Origin of the sequence: Duganella vulcania, from assembly GCF_009857655.1 — a bacterium.
GTDB classification, from domain to species: Bacteria; Pseudomonadota; Gammaproteobacteria; order Burkholderiales; family Burkholderiaceae_D; genus Rugamonas; species Rugamonas vulcania.
Window position 1 is genome coordinate 1 of record NZ_WWCX01000113.1, and the last position, 17,156, is coordinate 17,156.

Here is a 17,156-nt window from a genome sequence, read left to right on the forward strand (position 1 = left end):
CCCAGCTGCCGCCACGCGGAGGCCGACGGCCAGCCGGCCTCGCCCGGACGCACGCGGCGGCGGGACGCGGTGCGCGCGGCGCTCCATGCAGGCAAGGTGGTGAGCGACATCAGCGGCAAGGCCGCCATAGCTTGGAGCAGGCTTCTTCTTTTCATGGGGTGGCTTTCATGTGTGATAGGGACAGCGCCACCTTAGCGCGACAGCCGCGCGAAGGTCCATCGCTATGTGGCGAGACGGACAAGCGCGTGGCGAAGCGGATAATCTGTTGACCTCGCTTAACGAATCATGCCTGCAAGCTCCAGGGTGGCAAAATGCCGCGCGACCTGCGAAGATAAGAGCGCAGGCGTCCGGCCAGAGCGCTTGCGCGAGCACGCAAAGTTTGGCCCCACACCCACCAGGAGAAGTACATGAATTCGTTTGTGGAAACCATTTCGCCAGCGGCAAAGAATCACTTGGAAGCCCGTATCGACTACTTCAGCGACCTGACCCTCGCAGCCTTGCAATCGGTGCGCCAACTGTCCGATGTGAACCTGCAGTTCGGCAGGGACTGGCTCCAGGCTTCCACCGAAGCCTGCCGCACCGCGCTGCTGACCCCACCCGGCGAGCGCAGCACCGCCGACGCCCCCGGCGCCGACCAGCTGATGCAGAAGGTGCAAGACTGGCAGCAGCAGGTGAACCAGATCGCCACCGACTTCCAGGCCAGCGTCAACCAGGTGGTGCAGCAGCATGCGCCGCAGGCGGCCCGCACCGCTTCAGAACTGGCGGCCGCGGTCACGCAGAAGGCAGCCGCCCAGGCCGACCAGCACCTGCGCAACCAGACGGCAGTGGCCAAGGAGATCCACGATCAATCGCGCCAGTTCGCCAACATGGCGGCGCAAAACGGATCGATGGCGCAGCCGGCCTCGATGCAGAGCGCCGAGGACAAGGGCAACAAGAACTGAACGACGGCTATAAAAACCGTTCCGGGATGTCTTCGACGAACGGATACATCGAGAAATAAGGCTTGGCCTCGTCCAGCACCCGCTGGACCGAGGGCCGCGTCACCAGCCGCTCGAAGTAGTCGTTGAGCTGCTGGTATTCCTCGGGGAACGGCAGCAGCGTGGCGGCGTAGAACAGCGCGGGCGCCGCCGCGCAGTCGGCCATGCTGAACTCCTCGCCGCACATCCAGCGGCGCGTGGCCATGCGCTTCTCGATCATCTTGTAGGCCGTCTTGAGCTTGGTGCGCTCCCTGGTCTGGTCGCACTGCATGCCGCTCAGATGGGCGCCGACGATGGTCTGCACCGGCTCCTGCACGTAGTGGTCGAAGAAGCGGTCCCACAGGCGCACATCCAGCGCGGCCTCCCAGTCGGCCGGGATCAAGTCCTGCGGGCCGGGGAAATAACGATCCAGATATTCGATGATGACCGACGTCTCCGGCACGTCGCGGCCGCGCTCGTGGTCGCGCAGCACCGGGAATTTGCACAGCGGCCAGATCGCCTCCAGCTCGGCGCGGTCGCCCTCCTCGCCCAGGTTGATCAGGCGCTTGTCGAACGGGGTGGCGTTTTCGTACAGCGCGATCAGCACTTTGTGGCAGAACGAGGCCAGCGGGTGGTAGTACAGGGTCAGGGACATGGTCGGCTCCGGGTTTCCAGTGTCAGGCACCGCCGCGCGGTACCAAAGAATTCAGCAGATGATACTTCAGACAAGCTGATAGCGGCGGACAGGAAATGTTGCGACACTGCGCTCCGTCATCGCCGGGCCACCTTCAAACAAGCGCCGGCGGACCTCCGAACCACCACACCACAGGATCTTCCATGCGCCTTGCCGCCACACTCGCTCTCGCCTCTCTTTGTGCCGTCAGCAGCAACTGCTACGCCGACGCCCTCGAACTGCCCTCCTCGTCGGACCAGCAGACCAAGCCCGGCGCCGGCGACAGCCTGACCCTGGGCGCCGGCCTGGCCTACGTGCCTGAATACACCGGCGGCAAGAAGAGCCGCGTGGTGCCGCTGCCCTACCTCGAACGCACCTTCGACAACGGCGCCTTCCTCAGCACCATGCGCGGCGTGGGCTTCCAGACCAGCGTGTCCGGCGTCGGCCTGAGCGCGGCGCTGACCTACGGCGGCGCGCGCGCCGACCACAAGCGCAACGCCTTCGACGGTTCCGACGCCCTCAAGGGCATGGGCGACATCCAGGGCGCGGCGCGGGCCGTGCTGGCCGCCAGCTACCAGGTCGGCACCGTGGGCCTGAGCCTGAGCACCACGCAGAACCTGGCGCACCGCGACCACGGCGCCACCTACAGCCTGGGCGCGTCGATGCCGCTGTACACCACCGCCAGCGACCAGGTCGGCCTGAGCGCCTCGACCGAGTACGCCGACAAGAAGCACATGCAGACCTATTTCGGCGTGACGGCCGCGCAGAGCGCAGCCTCGGGCTACCAGGCCTACACTCCCAAGTCCGGCTTCACCAACGTCTCGATGGGTGTCAACTGGAACCATGTGCTGGACAAGAACTGGTCGGTGCACACCGCCGCCGGCTTCTCGCACCTGACCGGCGACGCCGCCGACAGCCCGCTGACCAAGCGCAAGACTACGCCGATGCTGATGACGGGCATCGCCTATAAATTCTAAGCGGCTTAGCCCGATGATATTATTGAAGGAAACTCAACTCACCGGTTCCTTCAATAATGCCTCTACTCACACTGCTTACCTTTGTCGCCCTCGCGCTGTCCGTGGGGGCCGTCTGGCTTCAATCCTCGTCGCGCCGTCCTTTCGCCCCATGGCAAGCCGTGTTTGCCGCCGCGCTGCTGTGCGGCTGGCAGGCCGGCGTGCTGCAGGCGCCCGCCCTGGTGGCGCTGGCCCTGTTCGCCGGCGTGGCCTGGCTGACGGATGGCGTCCCTCAAAAATTCCTGCGGATATTGTTCGGCGTGCTCACGCTGGTGCTGGCGTTCGCCCTGGCGATCCACAAGCTGCCGGGCTTTAACAATCCGGTGGTGATCGCGGGGGCGGTGTTCTCGGAGGGCGGCAAGCCCTTCACGCAGTATGCGAATTTCGACAAGGGCGCGGTCGGCCTGATCCTGCTGGCCTTCATCTGCCGGCGCGCGACGTCGTGGCCGGAGCTCAGCGCGGCGTTGAAGAAGACGTGGCCGGTGCTGCTGCTTACCGTGGCGGCCGTGATGGGCGCCGCCGTCGGCGCCGGCTTCGTGCATCCGGCGTTCAAGGTGTCGTCGCTGACGCTGACTTTCCTCGCGGTGAACCTGTGCTTTACCGTGGTGGCCGAAGAGGCTTTCTTCCGTGGATTCGTGCAGGCGCGGCTGGCGTCGGCGCTGTCGGGCTTGCGCTACGGTTCGTGGGTGGCGCTGGCCTGTTCGGCGCTGCTGTTCGGCGCCGCCCATCTGGCGGGCGGCCCGCTGTACGCGGCGCTGGCCGCGCTCGCGGGCCTGGGCTACGCCTACGCGTATCACGCCACGCAGCGCATCGAAGCACCCATCCTCGTGCACTTCGCGCTCAACGCCGTGCACTTCATCTTCTTCAGCTATCCGTGAGCGCCTAGTTCAGCAGCAGCTCGGGTTGCGCGTGCACGATGGCGGTCTTGGGCAGGCAGACGATGAAGGTGCTGCCCTTGCCCGCCTCCGAGCGGATCTGCAAGGTCGAGCCGTGCCGCAGCAGCACGTGCTTGACGATCGCCAGGCCCAGGCCGGTGCCCTGCGTCTCGCGCGAGCGGCTCTTGTCGACGCGGTAGAAACGTTCGGTCAGGCGCGAGATGTGCTCGGGGCTGATGCCGATGCCGGTGTCCTCCACCAGGAACTTGACGCCGCCTTCGAACTCCCGCCACACCAGGTGGATCTTGCCGCCGGCCGGGGTGTAGCGCACCGCGTTCGACGCCAGGTTGCCGAAGGCGCTGTGCAGCTCTTCGTAACTGCCCATGACATCCGGCCCGTTGACCGACATCGTGATCTCGTGCTTGCCGGCCGACAGCGCGCGCGCGTCGCGCAGCACCTGTTCCATCAGCTTGGGCACGTCGACCTGCTCCGGCCGCATCGGATAATCCACCGACTCCAGCCGCGACAAGGTCAGCATGTCCTCGATCAGGTGCTGCATGCGGTGGCCCTGCTCGGTCATCAGCTTCAGGTGCGCCGAGCGCGTGGCCGCGTCCAGGCCCTCGGAAGCGGCGATCTCCAGGAAGCCGACGATCACCGTCAACGGCGTGCGCAGCTCGTGCGAGGCGTTGGCGATGAAGTCGCGCCGCATCTCCTCGATGCGCTCGGTCTCGGTGGCGTCGTGCGTCACCAGGATCTGGCGGCGGTTCTCGAACGGGATGATGTGCACGATCAGCTTGCGCTCGCGGAAGCTGATCGTCAGCGGCTGCTCGTAGCGGCCGAGGATGATGTAATCCATGAAATCCGGGCTGCGCACCAGGTTGGTCACGCGCATGCCCTTGTCGCGCTCGTGCGTGAGGCCCAGGTGCTTCTCGGCGGCCGGGTTGCACCACTCCAGGAACAGCACGTCGTCCATGATGACCACGCCGTCCGGCAGCAGGTGCATGGCCTGGCGGAAGCGCGCCAGCCATTCGGTCAGCTCGGCCTGGTTCTTCTCGTCGTCGCGCCGCATGCGGTACAGGCGCGAGAAGATGTTGGTCCACGCGCCCCAGCCGTCTGGCAGCTTGGCGCTTTGCGGATCGTCCATCCAGTTGCTGAGCTGGTACAGGTAGGTCAGCTGCACGAACACCATCACCATCATGGCCAGCAGCGCCAGCACCAGGCCGTTGATCCAGCCGAACATCCAGCCCAGCGTTGCGCAGCCCGCCAGGATGATGGCCGTGCGCAGTGCCGCCGGCACCCAGAACACCAGTTTAGGATTCATTATTTCTCCGACAGCATGTAGCCCACGCTACGCACCGTCTTGATCAGATGCTCGGCCTCTTTCAATGCCTTGCGCAGGCGCAGCACGTGGACGTCGACGGTGCGTTCCTCGATCACCACGTGGTCGCCCCAGACCTTGTCGAGCAGCTGGCTGCGCGAGAACACGCGCTCCGGATGGGCCAGCAGGAACTTGAGCAGCTTGTACTCGGCGTGGCCGATGTCGATCTTCTGCTCGTCCATCGACACCGTGCAGCTGACCGGGTCCAGCATCACATTGGCCGCGCGCATGGTGGCCTGCGCGTGCTCCGGGCTCTTGCGGCGCAGCAGCGCCTTGGCGCGCGCCAGCAGCTCGCGCGGCGAGAACGGCTTGGTGACGTAGTCGTCGGCACCGCTGTTCAGGCCGGCCAGCTTGTCCTCTTCCATGCTCTTGGCGGTCAGCATGATGACCGGGATTTCATTGAACTGACGGTCGGAGCGGATGCGCGCCAGCAGGCGCAGGCCGGTCTGGTCGGGCAGCATCCAGTCCAGCAGAATCAGCTGGGGGGTCTTGGTCTGGATGAAGTCCCAGGCTTCGGCGCAGCTTTGCACTGCGCAGCAGTTCCAGCCCGCTTCGCGCAGCGAGAACGTCACCAGCTCGACAATGGCTGGCTCGTCCTCGACGATCAGTACGGTGGTTTTATCAGATGCCATGTTCTCTTATTTACTCAGCTTGCGCCGGCACATCGTCCGGTATCGGTGCGGTCTTGGTGTGGCGGATGTCCTTGCCTTCGACGACGTAGATGACGTATTCGGCGATGTTCTTGGCGTGGTCGCCGATGCGCTCGATGGCCTTGGCCACCCACAGCGTATCGAGCGCGGCCGAGATGGTGCGCGGGTCTTCCATCATGAAAGTAATCAGGTTGCGCATGATCGAGCGGAACTCGTGGTCGATCACGGCGTCCTGGGCGATCAGCTGCAGGGCCTGCTTGCCGTCGTTGCGGGCGAAGGCGTCCAGCGCGTCGTGCAGCATGTCGCTGGTGTTGTTGGCGATGCCGCGCACCATTTCGTAGTGGTTGACGGTCACGGCGCCGCGCGCATGCAGCGCCTTGGCGGTGCGGGCGATCTTGGTGGCCTCGTCGCCGATGCGCTCGAGGTCGGTGATGACCTTGATGGTCGCCATGATGGTGCGCAGGTCGTTGGCGGCCGGCTGGCGGCGCACGATCAGGTGGCTGCAGGCGTCGTCCAGCGACACTTCCAGCTGGTTGACGGCGTCGTCCTCGCGCATCACGCGGTCGGCGCGCTCGGGATTGCCGATGCGGAAGCAGGTCATGGCGTCGAGGAATTGGGTCTCGACGATGCCGCCCATCAGCAGCACCTTGCTGCGTATGGCTTCCAGTTCGTTGTCGTACTGTTTGGATGAATGTTCACCGATCATGCTGCTCTCCGTAGTCGATTTGCTATTATAAATGCGATCAGCCGAAGCGACCGGTGATGTAGTCCTGCGTCTCTTTGCGCGCAGGATTCATGAAGATCTGGTCGGTCTCGCCGAACTCCACCAGCTCGCCCAGGTACATATAGGCGGTGTAGTCCGAGCAGCGCGCCGCCTGCTGCATGTTGTGGGTGACGATGGCGATGGTGTAGTCCTGCTTCAGTTCGCTGATCAGCTCTTCCACCTTCGAAGTCGAGATCGGATCCAGCGCCGAGGTCGGCTCATCCAGCAGCAGCACGTCCGGCTTCACCGCCACGCCGCGCGCGATGCACAGGCGCTGCTGCTGGCCGCCCGACAGCGACAGGCCCGACTTGCTCAGCTTGTCCTTGACCTCGGTCCACAGCGCGGCCTTCTTCAGCGCCCATTCCACGCGCTCGTCCATCTCGCCCTTGGACAGGTCTTCGTACAGGCGCACGCCGAAGGCGATGTTGTCGTAGATCGACATCGGGAACGGGGTCGGCTTCTGGAACACCATGCCGACCTTGGCGCGCAGCATGTTGACGTCCTGGCCCTCTTCCAGGATATTGCGGCCGCGGTACATGATCGAGCCTTCGGCGCGCTGGCCGGGGTACAGGTCGTACATGCGGTTGAGCGTGCGCAGCAAGGTCGACTTGCCGCAGCCCGACGGGCCGATGAAGGCCGTGACCTGCTTCTCGTGGATGTCCAGGTTGACGTTGGTCAGGCTCTGGGTTTTACCGTAGAAAAAATTCAGACCCGAAATCTCGATGGTTTTACGTTTGCCGTTCATCGGCACCACATTCTCTTGGCTCAGTTGCGTATTCATTATTGATCGCTTTTATCAGTTTAATTCGCAGGTTTAATTCGGGACTTTTTGGCTGAACAGGGTGCGCGAAATGATGTTCAGCGCCAGCACGCTGAAGGTCACCAGCAGCGCGCCGCCCCAGGCCAGCTCGCGCCAGTTGTCGTACGGGCTCATGGCGAAGCCGTAGATCACCACCGGCAGGTTGGCGATCGGCCGGTTCATGTCGGCGCTGAAGAACTGGTTGTTGAGCGCGGTGAACAGCAACGGGGCGGTCTCGCCGGAGATGCGGGCCACGGCCAGCAGCACGCCGGTGATCACGCCGGCCTTGACGGCGCGCAGGCGCACCAGCATGGCCACCTTCCAGCGCGGCGCGCCCAGCGCGAAGGCCGCTTCCAGCAGGCTGTTGGGCACCAGGCGCAGCATGTTGTCGGTGGTGCGGACCACGACCGGAATGGCGATCAGCGCCAGCGCCAGCGAACCGGCGTAGCCCGAGTAGTGGTTGACGGTGGCCACGTACAGCGCCCACACGAACATGCCGATCACGATCGACGGCGCCGACAGCATGATGTCGGTGACGAAGCGGGTCAGGCTGGCGATCTTGTTTTCTTCGCCGTACTCGGCCAGGTAGATGCCGGCCAGGATGCCGATCGGCGTGCTCACCAGCGTGGACAGGCCGACGATCATCAGGCTGCCGAGAATGGCGTTGGAGACGCCGCCGCCCTCGCTGCCCGGCGACGGGGTCGGCTGCGTGAACAGGTGCAGGTTGAGCGCGCCGAAGCCCTTGACGGCCAGCGTGACCAGGATCCAGGCCAGCACCAGCAGGCCGACCGACATCGCCAGCACGGACAGGGCGATGCCGACACGGTGCGCCATCAGGCGCTTGCGGTAGACCGGATTGACCGGCGAAGTGGTAGCTTGCTTCATTTGACGCCTTCCTTGCGGGACATGCTCGCCAACATCAGCTTGGCGGAGGACAGAACAATAAACGTGATGATGAACAGGATCAGCGCCAGCGCGAACAGCGACGAGGTGTGCAGCGGCGTGTCGGCCTCGGCGAATTCGTTGGCCAGGGTCGAGGCGATCGAGTTACCGGCCGCGAACAGCGACCACGACAGCTTGTTGGCGTTGCCGATGACGAAGGTCACGGCCATGGTCTCGCCAAGCGCGCGGCCCAGGCCCAGCATGACGCCGCCGACCACGCCGGTCTTGGTGTAGGGCAGCACGATCTTGCGCACCACTTCCCAGCGGGTGCAGCCCAGGCCGTAGGCCGATTCCTTCAGCACGGCCGGCACGATCTCGAACACGTCGCGCATCACCGACGAGATGAACGGGATGATCATCACGGCCAGGATCAGCGCGGCGGTCAGGATGCCGATGCCCATGGTCGGGCCGCTGAAGAACTGGCCGATGATGGGCAGGTGGCCCAAGGTGTTTTTCAGCAGCGGCTGCACGTAGTCGCCAAACAGCGGCGCGAACACGAACAGGCCCCACATGCCGTAGATGATGGACGGCACACCGGCCAGCAGCTCGACCGCCGTGCCCAGTGGACGGCGCAGGCCGGCCGGGCAAATCTCGGTGAGGAACAGCGCGATGCCGAAGCTGACCGGGAAGGCGATCAGCAGCGCGATGCCGGAGGTGGCCAGCGTGCCGACGATGGCGATCGCGGCGCCGTATTTTTCATTGACCGGATCCCACTCGACGGTGGTGATGAAGCCCGGGCCGAATTCCTTGAACGCCGGCCAGGCGCCCACCACCAGCGAGATGATGATACCGAGCAGCACCGCCAGCACGGACAGCGCGAACAGCATGGTGGTCTTGTGGAAGATGAAATCCTGGATGCGCTGGTTGCGCATGGTGCGTTGCAGGGCGCGCAACGCGGCGTGCTCCGCTGCGCTTGCCTGGGCGGTGCTGGCCTGCATAAGCGGCTCCGATGGGGTCAGGGGCGTGGAAGTGATATCAGCGCTCATTATGGTTGTCTCGTTGATGTAAGCTAGCCTGCGGCGCCCGGTCGGGCGGCGCAGGCTAACCCCCTCGCCGCCAGGTGCCGGCGGCGAAGGGATGGTCCCGATTAGTAGATGCCTTTGCCCGATGCATCTTTCAGGTTGGCTTTCCAGGAATCCTGGATCAGCTTGACGACCGACGGTGGCATCGGCACGTAGTCCAGATCGGTCGCAGCGGCGGCGCCGTTCTTGAAGGCCCAGTCGAAGAACTTGACGACTTCCTTGCCTTTGGCTGCGTCAGCCTGGGCTTTGTGCATCAGCACGAAGGTCGCGCCGGTGATCGGCCATGCATTCTTGCCTGGCTGGTCGGTCAGCACCACGGCGAAGCCTGGGGTTTTGGCCCAGTCGGCGTTGGCGGCGGCGGCCTTGAAGAACTCGTCGTCAGGCTGCAGGAAGTTGCCGTCCTTGTTTTTCAGCTGGGTGTGCGACATCTTGTTTTTCTTGGCGAAGGCCCACTCGACGTAGCCGATCGAACCCTTGATGCGCTGCACGTTGGCGGCGACGCCTTCGTTGCCCTTGCCGCCCACGCCCACAGCCCATTTCACGGCAGCGTCGGCGCCGATCTTGGTCTTGAATTCAGGGCTGGTTTTCGACAGGAAGTCGGTGAACAGGAAGGTGGTGCCCGAACCGTCGGCGCGGTGCACCACGGTGATTTCTTCGGCTGGCAGTTTCACACCTGGGTTCAGCGCGGCGATCGCGGCGTCGTTCCACTTGGTGATCTTGCCCAGGTAGATGTCGGCGACCAGCGGGCCGGTCAGTTTCATCTGACCTGGGGTGATGCCGTCCAGGTTGACCACGGTGACCACGCCGCCCATGATGGCAGGGAACTGCATCAGGCCTTCGGCGTCCAGTTCAGTGGCGCTCAGCGGCTTGTCCGATGCGCCGAAGTCCACGGTCTTGGCCTTGATCTGCTTGATGCCGGCGCCCGAACCCACCGATTGGTAGTTCAGGACGTTGCCCGTGGCGCCCTTGTACATATCGGCCCATTTGGCGGCGATCGGGTACATGAACGACGAGCCGGCGCCGGTCATATCGGCGGCGGATGCAGCGGAGGAGAATGCCATGACAGCAGACACGCCCACTACCAGGGAAGAGATCAGTTGTTTGAGTCGCATTACAGGTCCTTTGGTTTATGACAGGTTAGGATGCTGCGCAGTCTACCGGGACTATATGACAGGTTTATGACATGACCGAAATATGTCAAAAATAGTTATGCAGCACTGCCCTCCCCTATGGAAACAAGCCATGTGCCGCTATATATTACGCTGGCGTTGTCATAATCGGCGCGCCATCGGCGTCATTTATGACAAACGATGTCATGGACCTGTCATATTTCTTATTTACACTGTTGCATCATTCTGCCGCAATACAGGCTAGAATGAGACTACCTGCAAAGTGAACAAAAAGACATGAAGCCTGACTTGCATGCTGAAGTAAACAAGAACTCCGCGTTTCTGGACCGGGAACTGTCACAATTGATGTTCAACCGGCGCGTGCTGGCGCAAGCCGAAGACAAGAGCATTCCCCTGCTGGAACGGCTGCGCTACCTGTGCATCGCCAGCAGCAACCTGGACGAGTTCTTCGAGGTGCGCGTGGCCAGCCTGCTGGCGGCCGGCAGCGTCGAGGGTTCGCTGTCCAACCACCCAGCGCTGGTGGCCACGCTGTCGCGCATCAGCGCCGAGTGCCACGCGCTGGTGGCCCACCAGTATGAAATCCTCAACCAGGAAGTGCTGCCCCAGCTGGCCGCCAACGGCGTGCACCTGGTGCGCCACAACGAGCGCAACGAGGCGCAGCGCGCCTGGGTCAAGGAATACTTCGACACCGAGGTGCGCCCGCTGCTGACGCCGATCGGCCTCGATCCGGCCCACCCCTTCCCGCAGGTGGTGAATAAAAGCCTCAACTTCATCGTTTCGCTGTCCGGCAAGGACGCCTTTGGCCGCGGCACGGCGATCGCCATCGTCAAGGCGCCGCGCGTGCTGCCGCGCGTGATCCGCCTGCCCGACCATCTGTCGAAGAGCGGCGGCGTGTCGTTCTGCCTGCTGTCGTCCATCATCCACGCCCACATCTCGGACCTGTTCGCCGGCCGCGAGGTGATCGCCTATTCGCAGTTCCGCGTGACCCGCGACTCCGACCTGTGGGTCGACGAGGACGAGGTCAAGAACCTGCGCCAGGCGCTCAAGGGCGAGCTGCAGGGCCGCCAGTTCGGCACCTCGGTGCGGCTGGAGGTGGCCAAGAACTGCCCGCCCGAGCTGTCGCAATTCCTGCTCGACCAGTTCGGCCTGCACCAGAGCCGGCTGTACGCGGTCAACGGCCCGGTCAACCTGGTGCGCCTGACCGAGATCATGGACCATGTGAACAACCCGGCGCTGAGCTTCCCGCCGTTCTATCCCGGCATCGCGCAAAAGGCGGGCAGCCCGGACATCTTCGCCGCGCTGCGCGAGGGCGACATCCTGCTGCACCACCCCTACCAGTCGTTCCAGACCGTGATCGACTTCATCCGCAGCGCCGCGCTCGACCCGGCGGTGGTGGCGATCAAGCAGACCATCTACCGCACCGGCATGAACTCGGACCTGATGGAGTCGCTGATCCTGGCCGCGCAGTCGGGCAAGGAAGTGACGGTGATCGTGGAGCTGAAGGCGCGCTTCGACGAAGAGGCCAACATCAACTGGGCCGACAAGCTGGAACAGGCCGGCGCCCAGGTGGTGTATGGCGTGGTCGGCCTGAAGACCCACGCCAAGGTGGCGCTGGTGATCCGCCGCGAGGACAGCAAGCTGCGCTTCTACGCCCACCTCGGCACCGGCAACTATCATCCGACCACCACCAAGTTCTACACCGACTTCGGCCTGCTGACCTGCCATCCCGGCATCAGCCAGGAAGTGAACGAGGTGTTCATCCACCTGACCAGCCTGACCAAGCCGCACCGGCTCACGCACCTGTGGCTGGCGCCGTTCGCGCTGCACAACGAGATCATCAAGGCGATCCGCAACGAGGCGCGTATCGCGCGGGCCGGGCGGCCGGGGCGGATTATTGTTAAAATCAATGCGCTGGTCGACGAGTCGGTGATCCGCGCGCTGTACGCCGCCTCCAAGGACGGCGTCAAGATCGACCTGATCGTGCGCGGCGCCTGCATGCTCAAGCCCGGCGTGCCGGGGCTGTCGGAAAATATCAAGGTGCGCTCGATCATCGGCCGCTTCCTCGAACACAGCCGCATCTATTATTTCCGCAACGATCTGGCGCATGACGTCATGCTGGCCAGCGCCGACTGGATGAGCCGCAACCTGTTCCGCCGCATCGAGGTGGCCTTCCCCGTGCTGGACAAGGCGCTCAAGCGGCGCGTGCTGAACGAGGGCTTGAATCCGTATTTAAAGGACAATATGAACGCCTGGGAACTGGAAGCGGACGGCCACTACCAGCGCCGCAAGGCGCGCGGCAAGCAGCTGCCCTTCAGCGCCCAGCAGCACCTGATGGACACGCTGGGCATGCGCGGCGCCCATCTGGGAGAATAAGGACGGACCGGGGATCTTTTTTCACATGTCGTTGGGGAGAAAAATATGGATCTCATTTTGTGGCGGCATGCCGAAGCCGAAGAAGCGCAAGCGGGCATGGCCGATCTGGAACGGGCGCTGACGGCCAAGGGTCAGAAACAGGCGCGCCGCATGGGCCAGTGGCTGGACTCGCAGCTGCCCGACAGCTGCCGCATCCTGAGCAGCCCGGCGCTGCGCACCTTGCAGACAGCCGAGGCGCTGGGCCGCAAGTTCAAAATCCACAGCGATCTGGCGCCGGGGGCCGATCCGTCCGACATCCTCAAGGCCGCCAACTGGCCGGCCAACAAGGATACGGTGCTGGTGGTCGGCCACCAGCCGACGCTGGGCCAGGCGGCCTCGCTGTTACTAACCGGAGACGACCTGGAGTGGGATATCCGCAAGGCCAGCGCGTGGTGGTTTGCCCAGCGCGTGCCGGGCGACGCCATGAGCGTCTACCTCAAGGCGGTGATGGCGGCGGACCTGGTGGTGAAATAAAAGTTTCCGCTGGGCTTGTAAAGCGCCCCCCTTCTGCTAAAGTTTAATCGTAACAACTTGAGGGAGGGCTACCATGTTCACCTTGCTCGCGATGGGCATTTTCGGCGGGATGATTGCCTTGGTAGTGTACGAGATCATCGAGGAAACGCGCGGCAGCAAACACAAACTGATCGACCGCTATCACGAATAGCCTAGGCTTCAATGAAGCAACATCGGCGCCAGTGGCGTGTCCGGACCGGACCCGCCTCTCGCGCCGATTGTCGTTTTTGATGCCGGCTTACAGGCCGGTCTTGAACTTGGTGTAGATGCGGGTGATGTTGCGGCGGATGTCGGCCGGCACCGCTTCCGGCGCGGCCATGCGCTGCTTGTCCGCGTCCGACAGGAACACCGTCTTGTTGCCGGCGATATCCTTGCGCACGAACTTCAGGCTGGCCGTGTTCGGATTGGCGTAGAACACCTTGTTGGTCAGGCTGGCATGCACCTCGGGACGCAGGATGTAGTTGATCCACAGGTGGGCGTTGTTCGGGTGCGGCGCGTCGGCCGGGATGGCCATCGTGTCGAACACCAGCGCGGCCGGGGTCTTCGGCACCAGCACCTCGATCACGTTGCCGTTCTTGGCGTCGATCGCGCGCTGGCGGGCGATGTTGATGTCGCCAGACCAGCCCAGCGCCACGCACACCGCGCCGTTGGCCATGTCGTTGATGTAGCCGGACGAGCTGAACAGCGTCACGTTCGGGCGGATCGATTGCAGCAGCTTGCCCGCCTCGGCGTAGTCGGCCGCGTTCTTCGAGTACGCCGGCTTGCCCAGGTACAGCAGCGCGGCCGGCAGCACCTCGGACGGCGAATCGAGGAAGGACATGCCGCACGACTTCAGCTTGGACGCGTACTTCGGATTGAAGATCAGGTCCCAGGCGTTGTCCGGCATCGGCATGCCGCCCAGCGCGGCCTTCACCTTGTTGACGTTGATGCCGACCGTGGTGTAACCCCACAGCCAGTCGACCAGGTAATCGTTGTTCGGATCGATGCCGGCCAGCTTGGCCTGGATGGCCGGATCCAGGTTCTTCAGGTTGCTCAGCTTGGACTTGTCGAGCTTGCGCAGCAGCTTGCCGTCGATCTGCAGGCGCGCCCATTGCGCGGTCGGCACCACGATGTCGTAGCCCGACTTGCCGGCGGCCAGCTTGGAGTTGAGGATTTCGTTGTTGTCGAAGACATCGTAGCGGACTTTGATACCGGTTTCTTTTTCAAAGTTTTTAACGGTATCGTCGGCGATATAGTCCGACCAGTTATAGATGTTGAGGACTTTCTCCTCCTGCGCCTGGGCCGCCACCTGCCCCGCGACGGCCATCAAGCCAGCCGCCACCAGCACCGCACCAACGAACTTCCCTGCCATAGCCCCTCCGTTTGGAATCAATCACAAGCCGTGATGATCGGGCATAGCCAGTTTCGACGCAAGGAATTCGTTAGAAAAATCATCCCAGGATATCGAACAGCGAGCCGGAACTGCCGGCCGCGCCGTTCAGGGCGCTGCCGGCGCCGGTCTGGGCCTGGGCCGTGTACAGCGCCGCCAGCGCGGTGGCCTGGGCGGTCAGCGCCTTGGTCAGCACCGTGCGGCGGCCGTTGATGCTGGTGATTTCGCGGCCCAGCAGGCCGGCCTCCTTGCTGATCACGCTGCTATCCGACGTGAACGCCGCCGCCTTGGCCGACAGCAGGTCGGCGATGCCCTTGCCGCCGTTGGTGAACAGCTTGCCGACGCCGGCGGAATCCGAGGCCAGCGCGGCCTGCAGTTTCTTGTCATCGACCAGCAGCTGGCCGTTGCTGTCCTGGGTGACGCCGGCCGCGTTCAGCGCCGGCAGCGAGACGCTGCCGCCGCCCGTCTTCAGCAGCATGCCCAACTGGCTGGCAACCTGGTTCAGTGCGGTGTCGGACTTCAGGTCGCCCTTTTGCAGCGCCTGCAGCTTCTTGTTCAAATCGTTGTAGGCGCTGACGAAGGACTTCAGGTTGGCGCCGATCTGGCTGGCGTCCTGGGTGATGGTGACGTCGGTCTTGCCGGCGCCGGTCAGCGTCAGTGTCGCGCCGGGGATGGCCTTGTCGAGCGTGTTGGTGGCGCTGGTGATGTCCTTGCCGTCGACGTTGACGATGGCATCCATGCCGGCGCTGGCCTGCTTGAGTTTCTGGGCGCCGTCGGGATCGAAGGCCAGCAGGTTCTTCAGCGCGGCGTCGCCGCTGACGCTGATACGCATGCTGTTGGCCGCGCCGCTCTTGCCGGCGATCGCCAGCGAGAACTTGCCGTCGTCGCCCTTGACCACCTTGACATCCACGCCGGCAGCCTTGAACGCGGCGGCGATGCCGTCCAGCGTGTTGTTGCTGCTGTCGATGGTGATGGACTTGCCGGCCGCCGCGCTGTTGAGCGCGAAACCCTTGTCCCCGCCGGCGGTGCCGAAGTCGATCTTGACGGTGGTGACAGCGCCCGAGCCGATCTTGGCGTCGGCGGCAGCGAAGGCGTCGCTGGTCAGGAACTGGCCCTGGGCCAGCTGCTTGACGTTGATCGCATAGGTGCCGGCCTTGGCCGCGCCGGTGGAAGCGGCGGTCAGCACATTCTTGACCGAGGTGGCGGCGCTGGTGCTCAAGCCGCTGCCGGTCAGTCCGGCGGCGATCGACTGGAAATTAGCCAGCGCGCTTTGCAGCTGGCCCAATGCCGACAGCTTGGTCTGGTCATTCTTCAGCGTGGTATTGAGCTTGGTCGCCGCCTTGTTCTGCGACGCCATGGTCTGCTGGACGCGATTGTAGATATCGTTCGACACCGACGGACTGCCGGTATTGGTACTGGAGTTGATGCTGGAGGTCGCCATAATACGTTCCGCCTGATTTGGTTACATAGTATGCAACATGGGCGAAATTCCAAAGCGCCGAACAGAGCGGCTTTTCTTGCGCTCCTCCAATTTGGGGTCAAGTCTGGCATTCGGACACGAGCTCTACCGAGCAATTGGGGTCAAGTCTGACATTCGGACACGGCCTCTGCTGTAGCAGCCACTACGGCAGAGGCCGTGTCCGAATGCCAGACTTGACCCCACACGGATTACGGCGGAGCTCATGTCCGAATGTCAGACTTGACCCCATTTTGCATGACCCCATTTTGCACGCGGATTACGGCGGAGCTCGTGTCCGAATGTCAGACTTGACCCCATTTTGGGGGCGAGGATCCCAGCTTGGTGGCGGGCCGGTCCCAGGCCATCGGCGCGCCGTCGATGGCTACCGGCGGCCGGTAGCGCTGCGCCGGTCCCCACGCGGTCTGTTCAAGTTCCGGCGCCAGGTCCGCTTCGTTGGCCGGTGCCAGCGGTTGCGCGGCCGGTTTCCCGGCTGGCGACAAGCCGATCAGTAACAGCGCGGTGCGCGCCAGCGACAGGCGCGCCTGCGTGGCCCGCCCTTCCTCGAGCCGGTGCACCAGCCCGCGCACCACGGCCGCCGCCATCAGATAGCCGGTCGCGTGATCGAGCGCCTGCACCGGCAACGGCACCGGCTGGTCCGCACCCCGCCAGCGCATGCCGCGCTCGGCAATGCCCGCGCTCATCTGCACCAGGCTATCGAAGCCGCGCCGTCCGCTCAATGGCCCGGTCCAGCCGTATGCATCGAGCGCGACATCAACCAGCCCGGGATTCAAGCGCCGCCGTAATTCTTCGCCAAATCCCAATCCCTCCAGCGCCGCCGGCCGATAGCCGTGCACCAGCACATCCGCCTGCGCCAGCAGGGTTTCGAACACATCCCGGTCCCGCGCCAGATGCAGGTCCAACCGTGCGCAGCGCTTGCCCAACGTCACCTCGGGAATCACGCCCGGCTCGTCCCACGACGGTGGATCGATGCGCAGCACGTCGGCGCCGTAGCCGGCCAGGAAGCGCGTCGCCACCGGCCCGGCCAGCACCCGCGTCAGGTCCAGCACCTTCAGCCCCGCCAACGGCCGCGACGGTGTCGTCGGCGCCCAGCCAGCGTGGAAACTGGCCTCGCGCGCGGTGAACGCGACCAGCGGCTCGGCCGCCACGGCCCTGCCCTGCTCGTGCGCCGCCCATTCCGCGCC

16 protein-coding genes are annotated in these 17,156 nt (G+C 64.1%); 5 read left to right on the plus strand and 11 right to left on the minus strand.

What is annotated here, in order from left to right; all coding sequences use genetic code 11:
* The first annotated feature begins 407 nt into the window (after positions 1 to 407).
* Positions 408 to 941 carry a phasin family protein gene (locus tag GTP90_RS31115; protein ID WP_161087152.1) on the plus strand — a complete coding sequence of 178 codons (534 nt, stop codon included), beginning with the start codon at positions 408 to 410 and terminating at the stop codon, positions 939 to 941.
* Positions 942 to 948: 7 nt separating this feature from the next.
* Here the strand turns inward: GTP90_RS31115 and GTP90_RS31120 are convergent, their stop codons facing one another.
* On the minus strand, positions 949 to 1,611 hold the full coding sequence (locus GTP90_RS31120; protein WP_161087153.1) for a glutathione S-transferase family protein: 663 nt from the start codon (positions 1,609 to 1,611) through the stop codon (positions 949 to 951).
* 182 nt (positions 1,612 to 1,793) lie between these two features.
* Here GTP90_RS31120 and GTP90_RS31125 point away from each other — a divergent pair, with 182 nt between their 5' ends.
* Complete coding sequence (locus GTP90_RS31125) at positions 1,794 to 2,606, plus strand: MipA/OmpV family protein (RefSeq protein WP_161087154.1); 813 nt, start codon at positions 1,794 to 1,796, stop codon at positions 2,604 to 2,606.
* Positions 2,607 to 2,662: 56 nt separating this feature from the next.
* Positions 2,663 to 3,520: a CPBP family intramembrane glutamic endopeptidase gene (locus GTP90_RS31130; RefSeq protein ID WP_161087155.1), complete on the plus strand. Its 858-nt coding sequence runs from the start codon at positions 2,663 to 2,665 to the stop codon at positions 3,518 to 3,520.
* 4 nt (positions 3,521 to 3,524) lie between these two features.
* Here GTP90_RS31130 and phoR read toward each other — a convergent pair whose 3' ends face one another.
* From phoR to pstS, 7 genes are all read right to left on the minus strand, one after another.
* The gene (gene phoR, locus GTP90_RS31135) at positions 3,525 to 4,838 is read right to left on the minus strand and encodes a phosphate regulon sensor histidine kinase PhoR (protein ID WP_117009874.1); all 1,314 of its coding nucleotides are present in this window, start codon (positions 4,836 to 4,838) and stop codon (positions 3,525 to 3,527) included.
* Positions 4,838 to 5,527, minus strand: a complete 690-nt coding sequence (locus GTP90_RS31140; protein ID WP_117009873.1) for a response regulator — start codon at positions 5,525 to 5,527, stop codon at positions 4,838 to 4,840. The genes phoR and GTP90_RS31140 overlap by 1 nt, the downstream gene beginning before the upstream one ends.
* Before the next feature lie 10 nt (positions 5,528 to 5,537).
* Positions 5,538 to 6,251 carry a phosphate signaling complex protein PhoU gene (phoU, locus tag GTP90_RS31145; protein ID WP_008447308.1) on the minus strand — a complete coding sequence of 238 codons (714 nt, stop codon included), beginning with the start codon at positions 6,249 to 6,251 and terminating at the stop codon, positions 5,538 to 5,540.
* A 37-nt stretch (positions 6,252 to 6,288) separates the two neighbouring features.
* Entirely contained in the window at positions 6,289 to 7,089 is an 801-nt protein-coding gene (gene pstB, locus GTP90_RS31150) for a phosphate ABC transporter ATP-binding protein PstB (protein ID WP_117009871.1), read from the minus strand.
* Between the two features lie 33 nt (positions 7,090 to 7,122).
* Positions 7,123 to 7,992, minus strand: a complete 870-nt coding sequence (gene pstA, locus GTP90_RS31155) for a phosphate ABC transporter permease PstA (RefSeq protein WP_161087156.1) — start codon at positions 7,990 to 7,992, stop codon at positions 7,123 to 7,125.
* Positions 7,989 to 8,987 (minus strand): phosphate ABC transporter permease subunit PstC, encoded by a 999-nt coding sequence (pstC, locus tag GTP90_RS31160; protein ID WP_161087157.1) that lies wholly within the window; start codon positions 8,985 to 8,987, stop codon positions 7,989 to 7,991. Before pstC ends, pstA begins: the two co-directional genes overlap by 4 nt.
* A gap of 149 nt (positions 8,988 to 9,136) precedes the next feature.
* On the minus strand, positions 9,137 to 10,183 hold the full coding sequence (pstS, locus tag GTP90_RS31165; RefSeq protein ID WP_161087158.1) for a phosphate ABC transporter substrate-binding protein PstS: 1,047 nt from the start codon (positions 10,181 to 10,183) through the stop codon (positions 9,137 to 9,139).
* Between the two features lie 294 nt (positions 10,184 to 10,477).
* Between pstS and ppk1 the strand changes: the two genes are divergently transcribed.
* Together ppk1 and sixA are read left to right on the plus strand one after the other, a co-directional pair.
* On the plus strand, positions 10,478 to 12,574 hold the full coding sequence (gene ppk1 / locus GTP90_RS31170; protein WP_161087159.1) for a polyphosphate kinase 1: 2,097 nt from the start codon (positions 10,478 to 10,480) through the stop codon (positions 12,572 to 12,574).
* Between the two features lie 45 nt (positions 12,575 to 12,619).
* The gene (sixA, locus tag GTP90_RS31175; RefSeq protein WP_161087160.1) at positions 12,620 to 13,087 is read left to right on the plus strand and encodes a phosphohistidine phosphatase SixA; all 468 of its coding nucleotides are present in this window, start codon (positions 12,620 to 12,622) and stop codon (positions 13,085 to 13,087) included.
* A 277-nt stretch (positions 13,088 to 13,364) separates the two neighbouring features.
* Here the strand turns inward: sixA and GTP90_RS31180 are convergent, their stop codons facing one another.
* From GTP90_RS31180 to GTP90_RS31190, 3 genes are all read right to left on the minus strand, one after another.
* On the minus strand, positions 13,365 to 14,477 hold the full coding sequence (locus tag GTP90_RS31180) for a polyamine ABC transporter substrate-binding protein (protein WP_161087161.1): 1,113 nt from the start codon (positions 14,475 to 14,477) through the stop codon (positions 13,365 to 13,367).
* Positions 14,478 to 14,556: 79 nt separating this feature from the next.
* Positions 14,557 to 15,936, minus strand: coding sequence for a flagellar filament capping protein FliD (fliD, locus tag GTP90_RS31185; RefSeq protein WP_161087162.1), 1,380 nt, complete (start codon positions 15,934 to 15,936; stop codon positions 14,557 to 14,559).
* 320 nt (positions 15,937 to 16,256) lie between these two features.
* On the minus strand, positions 16,257 to 17,156 hold a 900-nt coding region (locus GTP90_RS31190), incomplete at its 5' end, for a CoA transferase (RefSeq protein ID WP_161087163.1).

Excerpts from the sequence above, each read along its gene's own strand:
- GTP90_RS31115 (WP_161087152.1), top strand. The coding sequence starts at position 408 with ATGAATTCGTTTGTGGAAACCATTTCGCCAGCGGCAAAGAATCACTTG.
- GTP90_RS31120 (WP_161087153.1), bottom strand. The coding sequence starts at position 1,611 with ATGTCCCTGACCCTGTACTACCACCCGCTGGCCTCGTTCTGCCACAAA.
- GTP90_RS31125 (WP_161087154.1), top strand. The coding sequence starts at position 1,794 with ATGCGCCTTGCCGCCACACTCGCTCTCGCCTCTCTTTGTGCCGTCAGC.
- GTP90_RS31130 (WP_161087155.1), top strand. The coding sequence starts at position 2,663 with ATGCCTCTACTCACACTGCTTACCTTTGTCGCCCTCGCGCTGTCCGTG.
- phoR (WP_117009874.1), bottom strand. The coding sequence starts at position 4,838 with ATGAATCCTAAACTGGTGTTCTGGGTGCCGGCGGCACTGCGCACGGCC.
- GTP90_RS31140 (WP_117009873.1), bottom strand. The coding sequence starts at position 5,527 with ATGGCATCTGATAAAACCACCGTACTGATCGTCGAGGACGAGCCAGCC.
- phoU (WP_008447308.1), bottom strand. The coding sequence starts at position 6,251 with ATGATCGGTGAACATTCATCCAAACAGTACGACAACGAACTGGAAGCC.
- pstB (WP_117009871.1), bottom strand. The coding sequence starts at position 7,089 with ATGAATACGCAACTGAGCCAAGAGAATGTGGTGCCGATGAACGGCAAA.
- pstA (WP_161087156.1), bottom strand. The coding sequence starts at position 7,992 with ATGAAGCAAGCTACCACTTCGCCGGTCAATCCGGTCTACCGCAAGCGC.
- pstC (WP_161087157.1), bottom strand. The coding sequence starts at position 8,987 with ATGCAGGCCAGCACCGCCCAGGCAAGCGCAGCGGAGCACGCCGCGTTG.
- pstS (WP_161087158.1), bottom strand. The coding sequence starts at position 10,183 with ATGCGACTCAAACAACTGATCTCTTCCCTGGTAGTGGGCGTGTCTGCT.
- ppk1 (WP_161087159.1), top strand. The coding sequence starts at position 10,478 with ATGAAGCCTGACTTGCATGCTGAAGTAAACAAGAACTCCGCGTTTCTG.
- sixA (WP_161087160.1), top strand. The coding sequence starts at position 12,620 with ATGGATCTCATTTTGTGGCGGCATGCCGAAGCCGAAGAAGCGCAAGCG.
- GTP90_RS31180 (WP_161087161.1), bottom strand. The coding sequence starts at position 14,477 with ATGGCAGGGAAGTTCGTTGGTGCGGTGCTGGTGGCGGCTGGCTTGATG.
- fliD (WP_161087162.1), bottom strand. The coding sequence starts at position 15,936 with ATGGCGACCTCCAGCATCAACTCCAGTACCAATACCGGCAGTCCGTCG.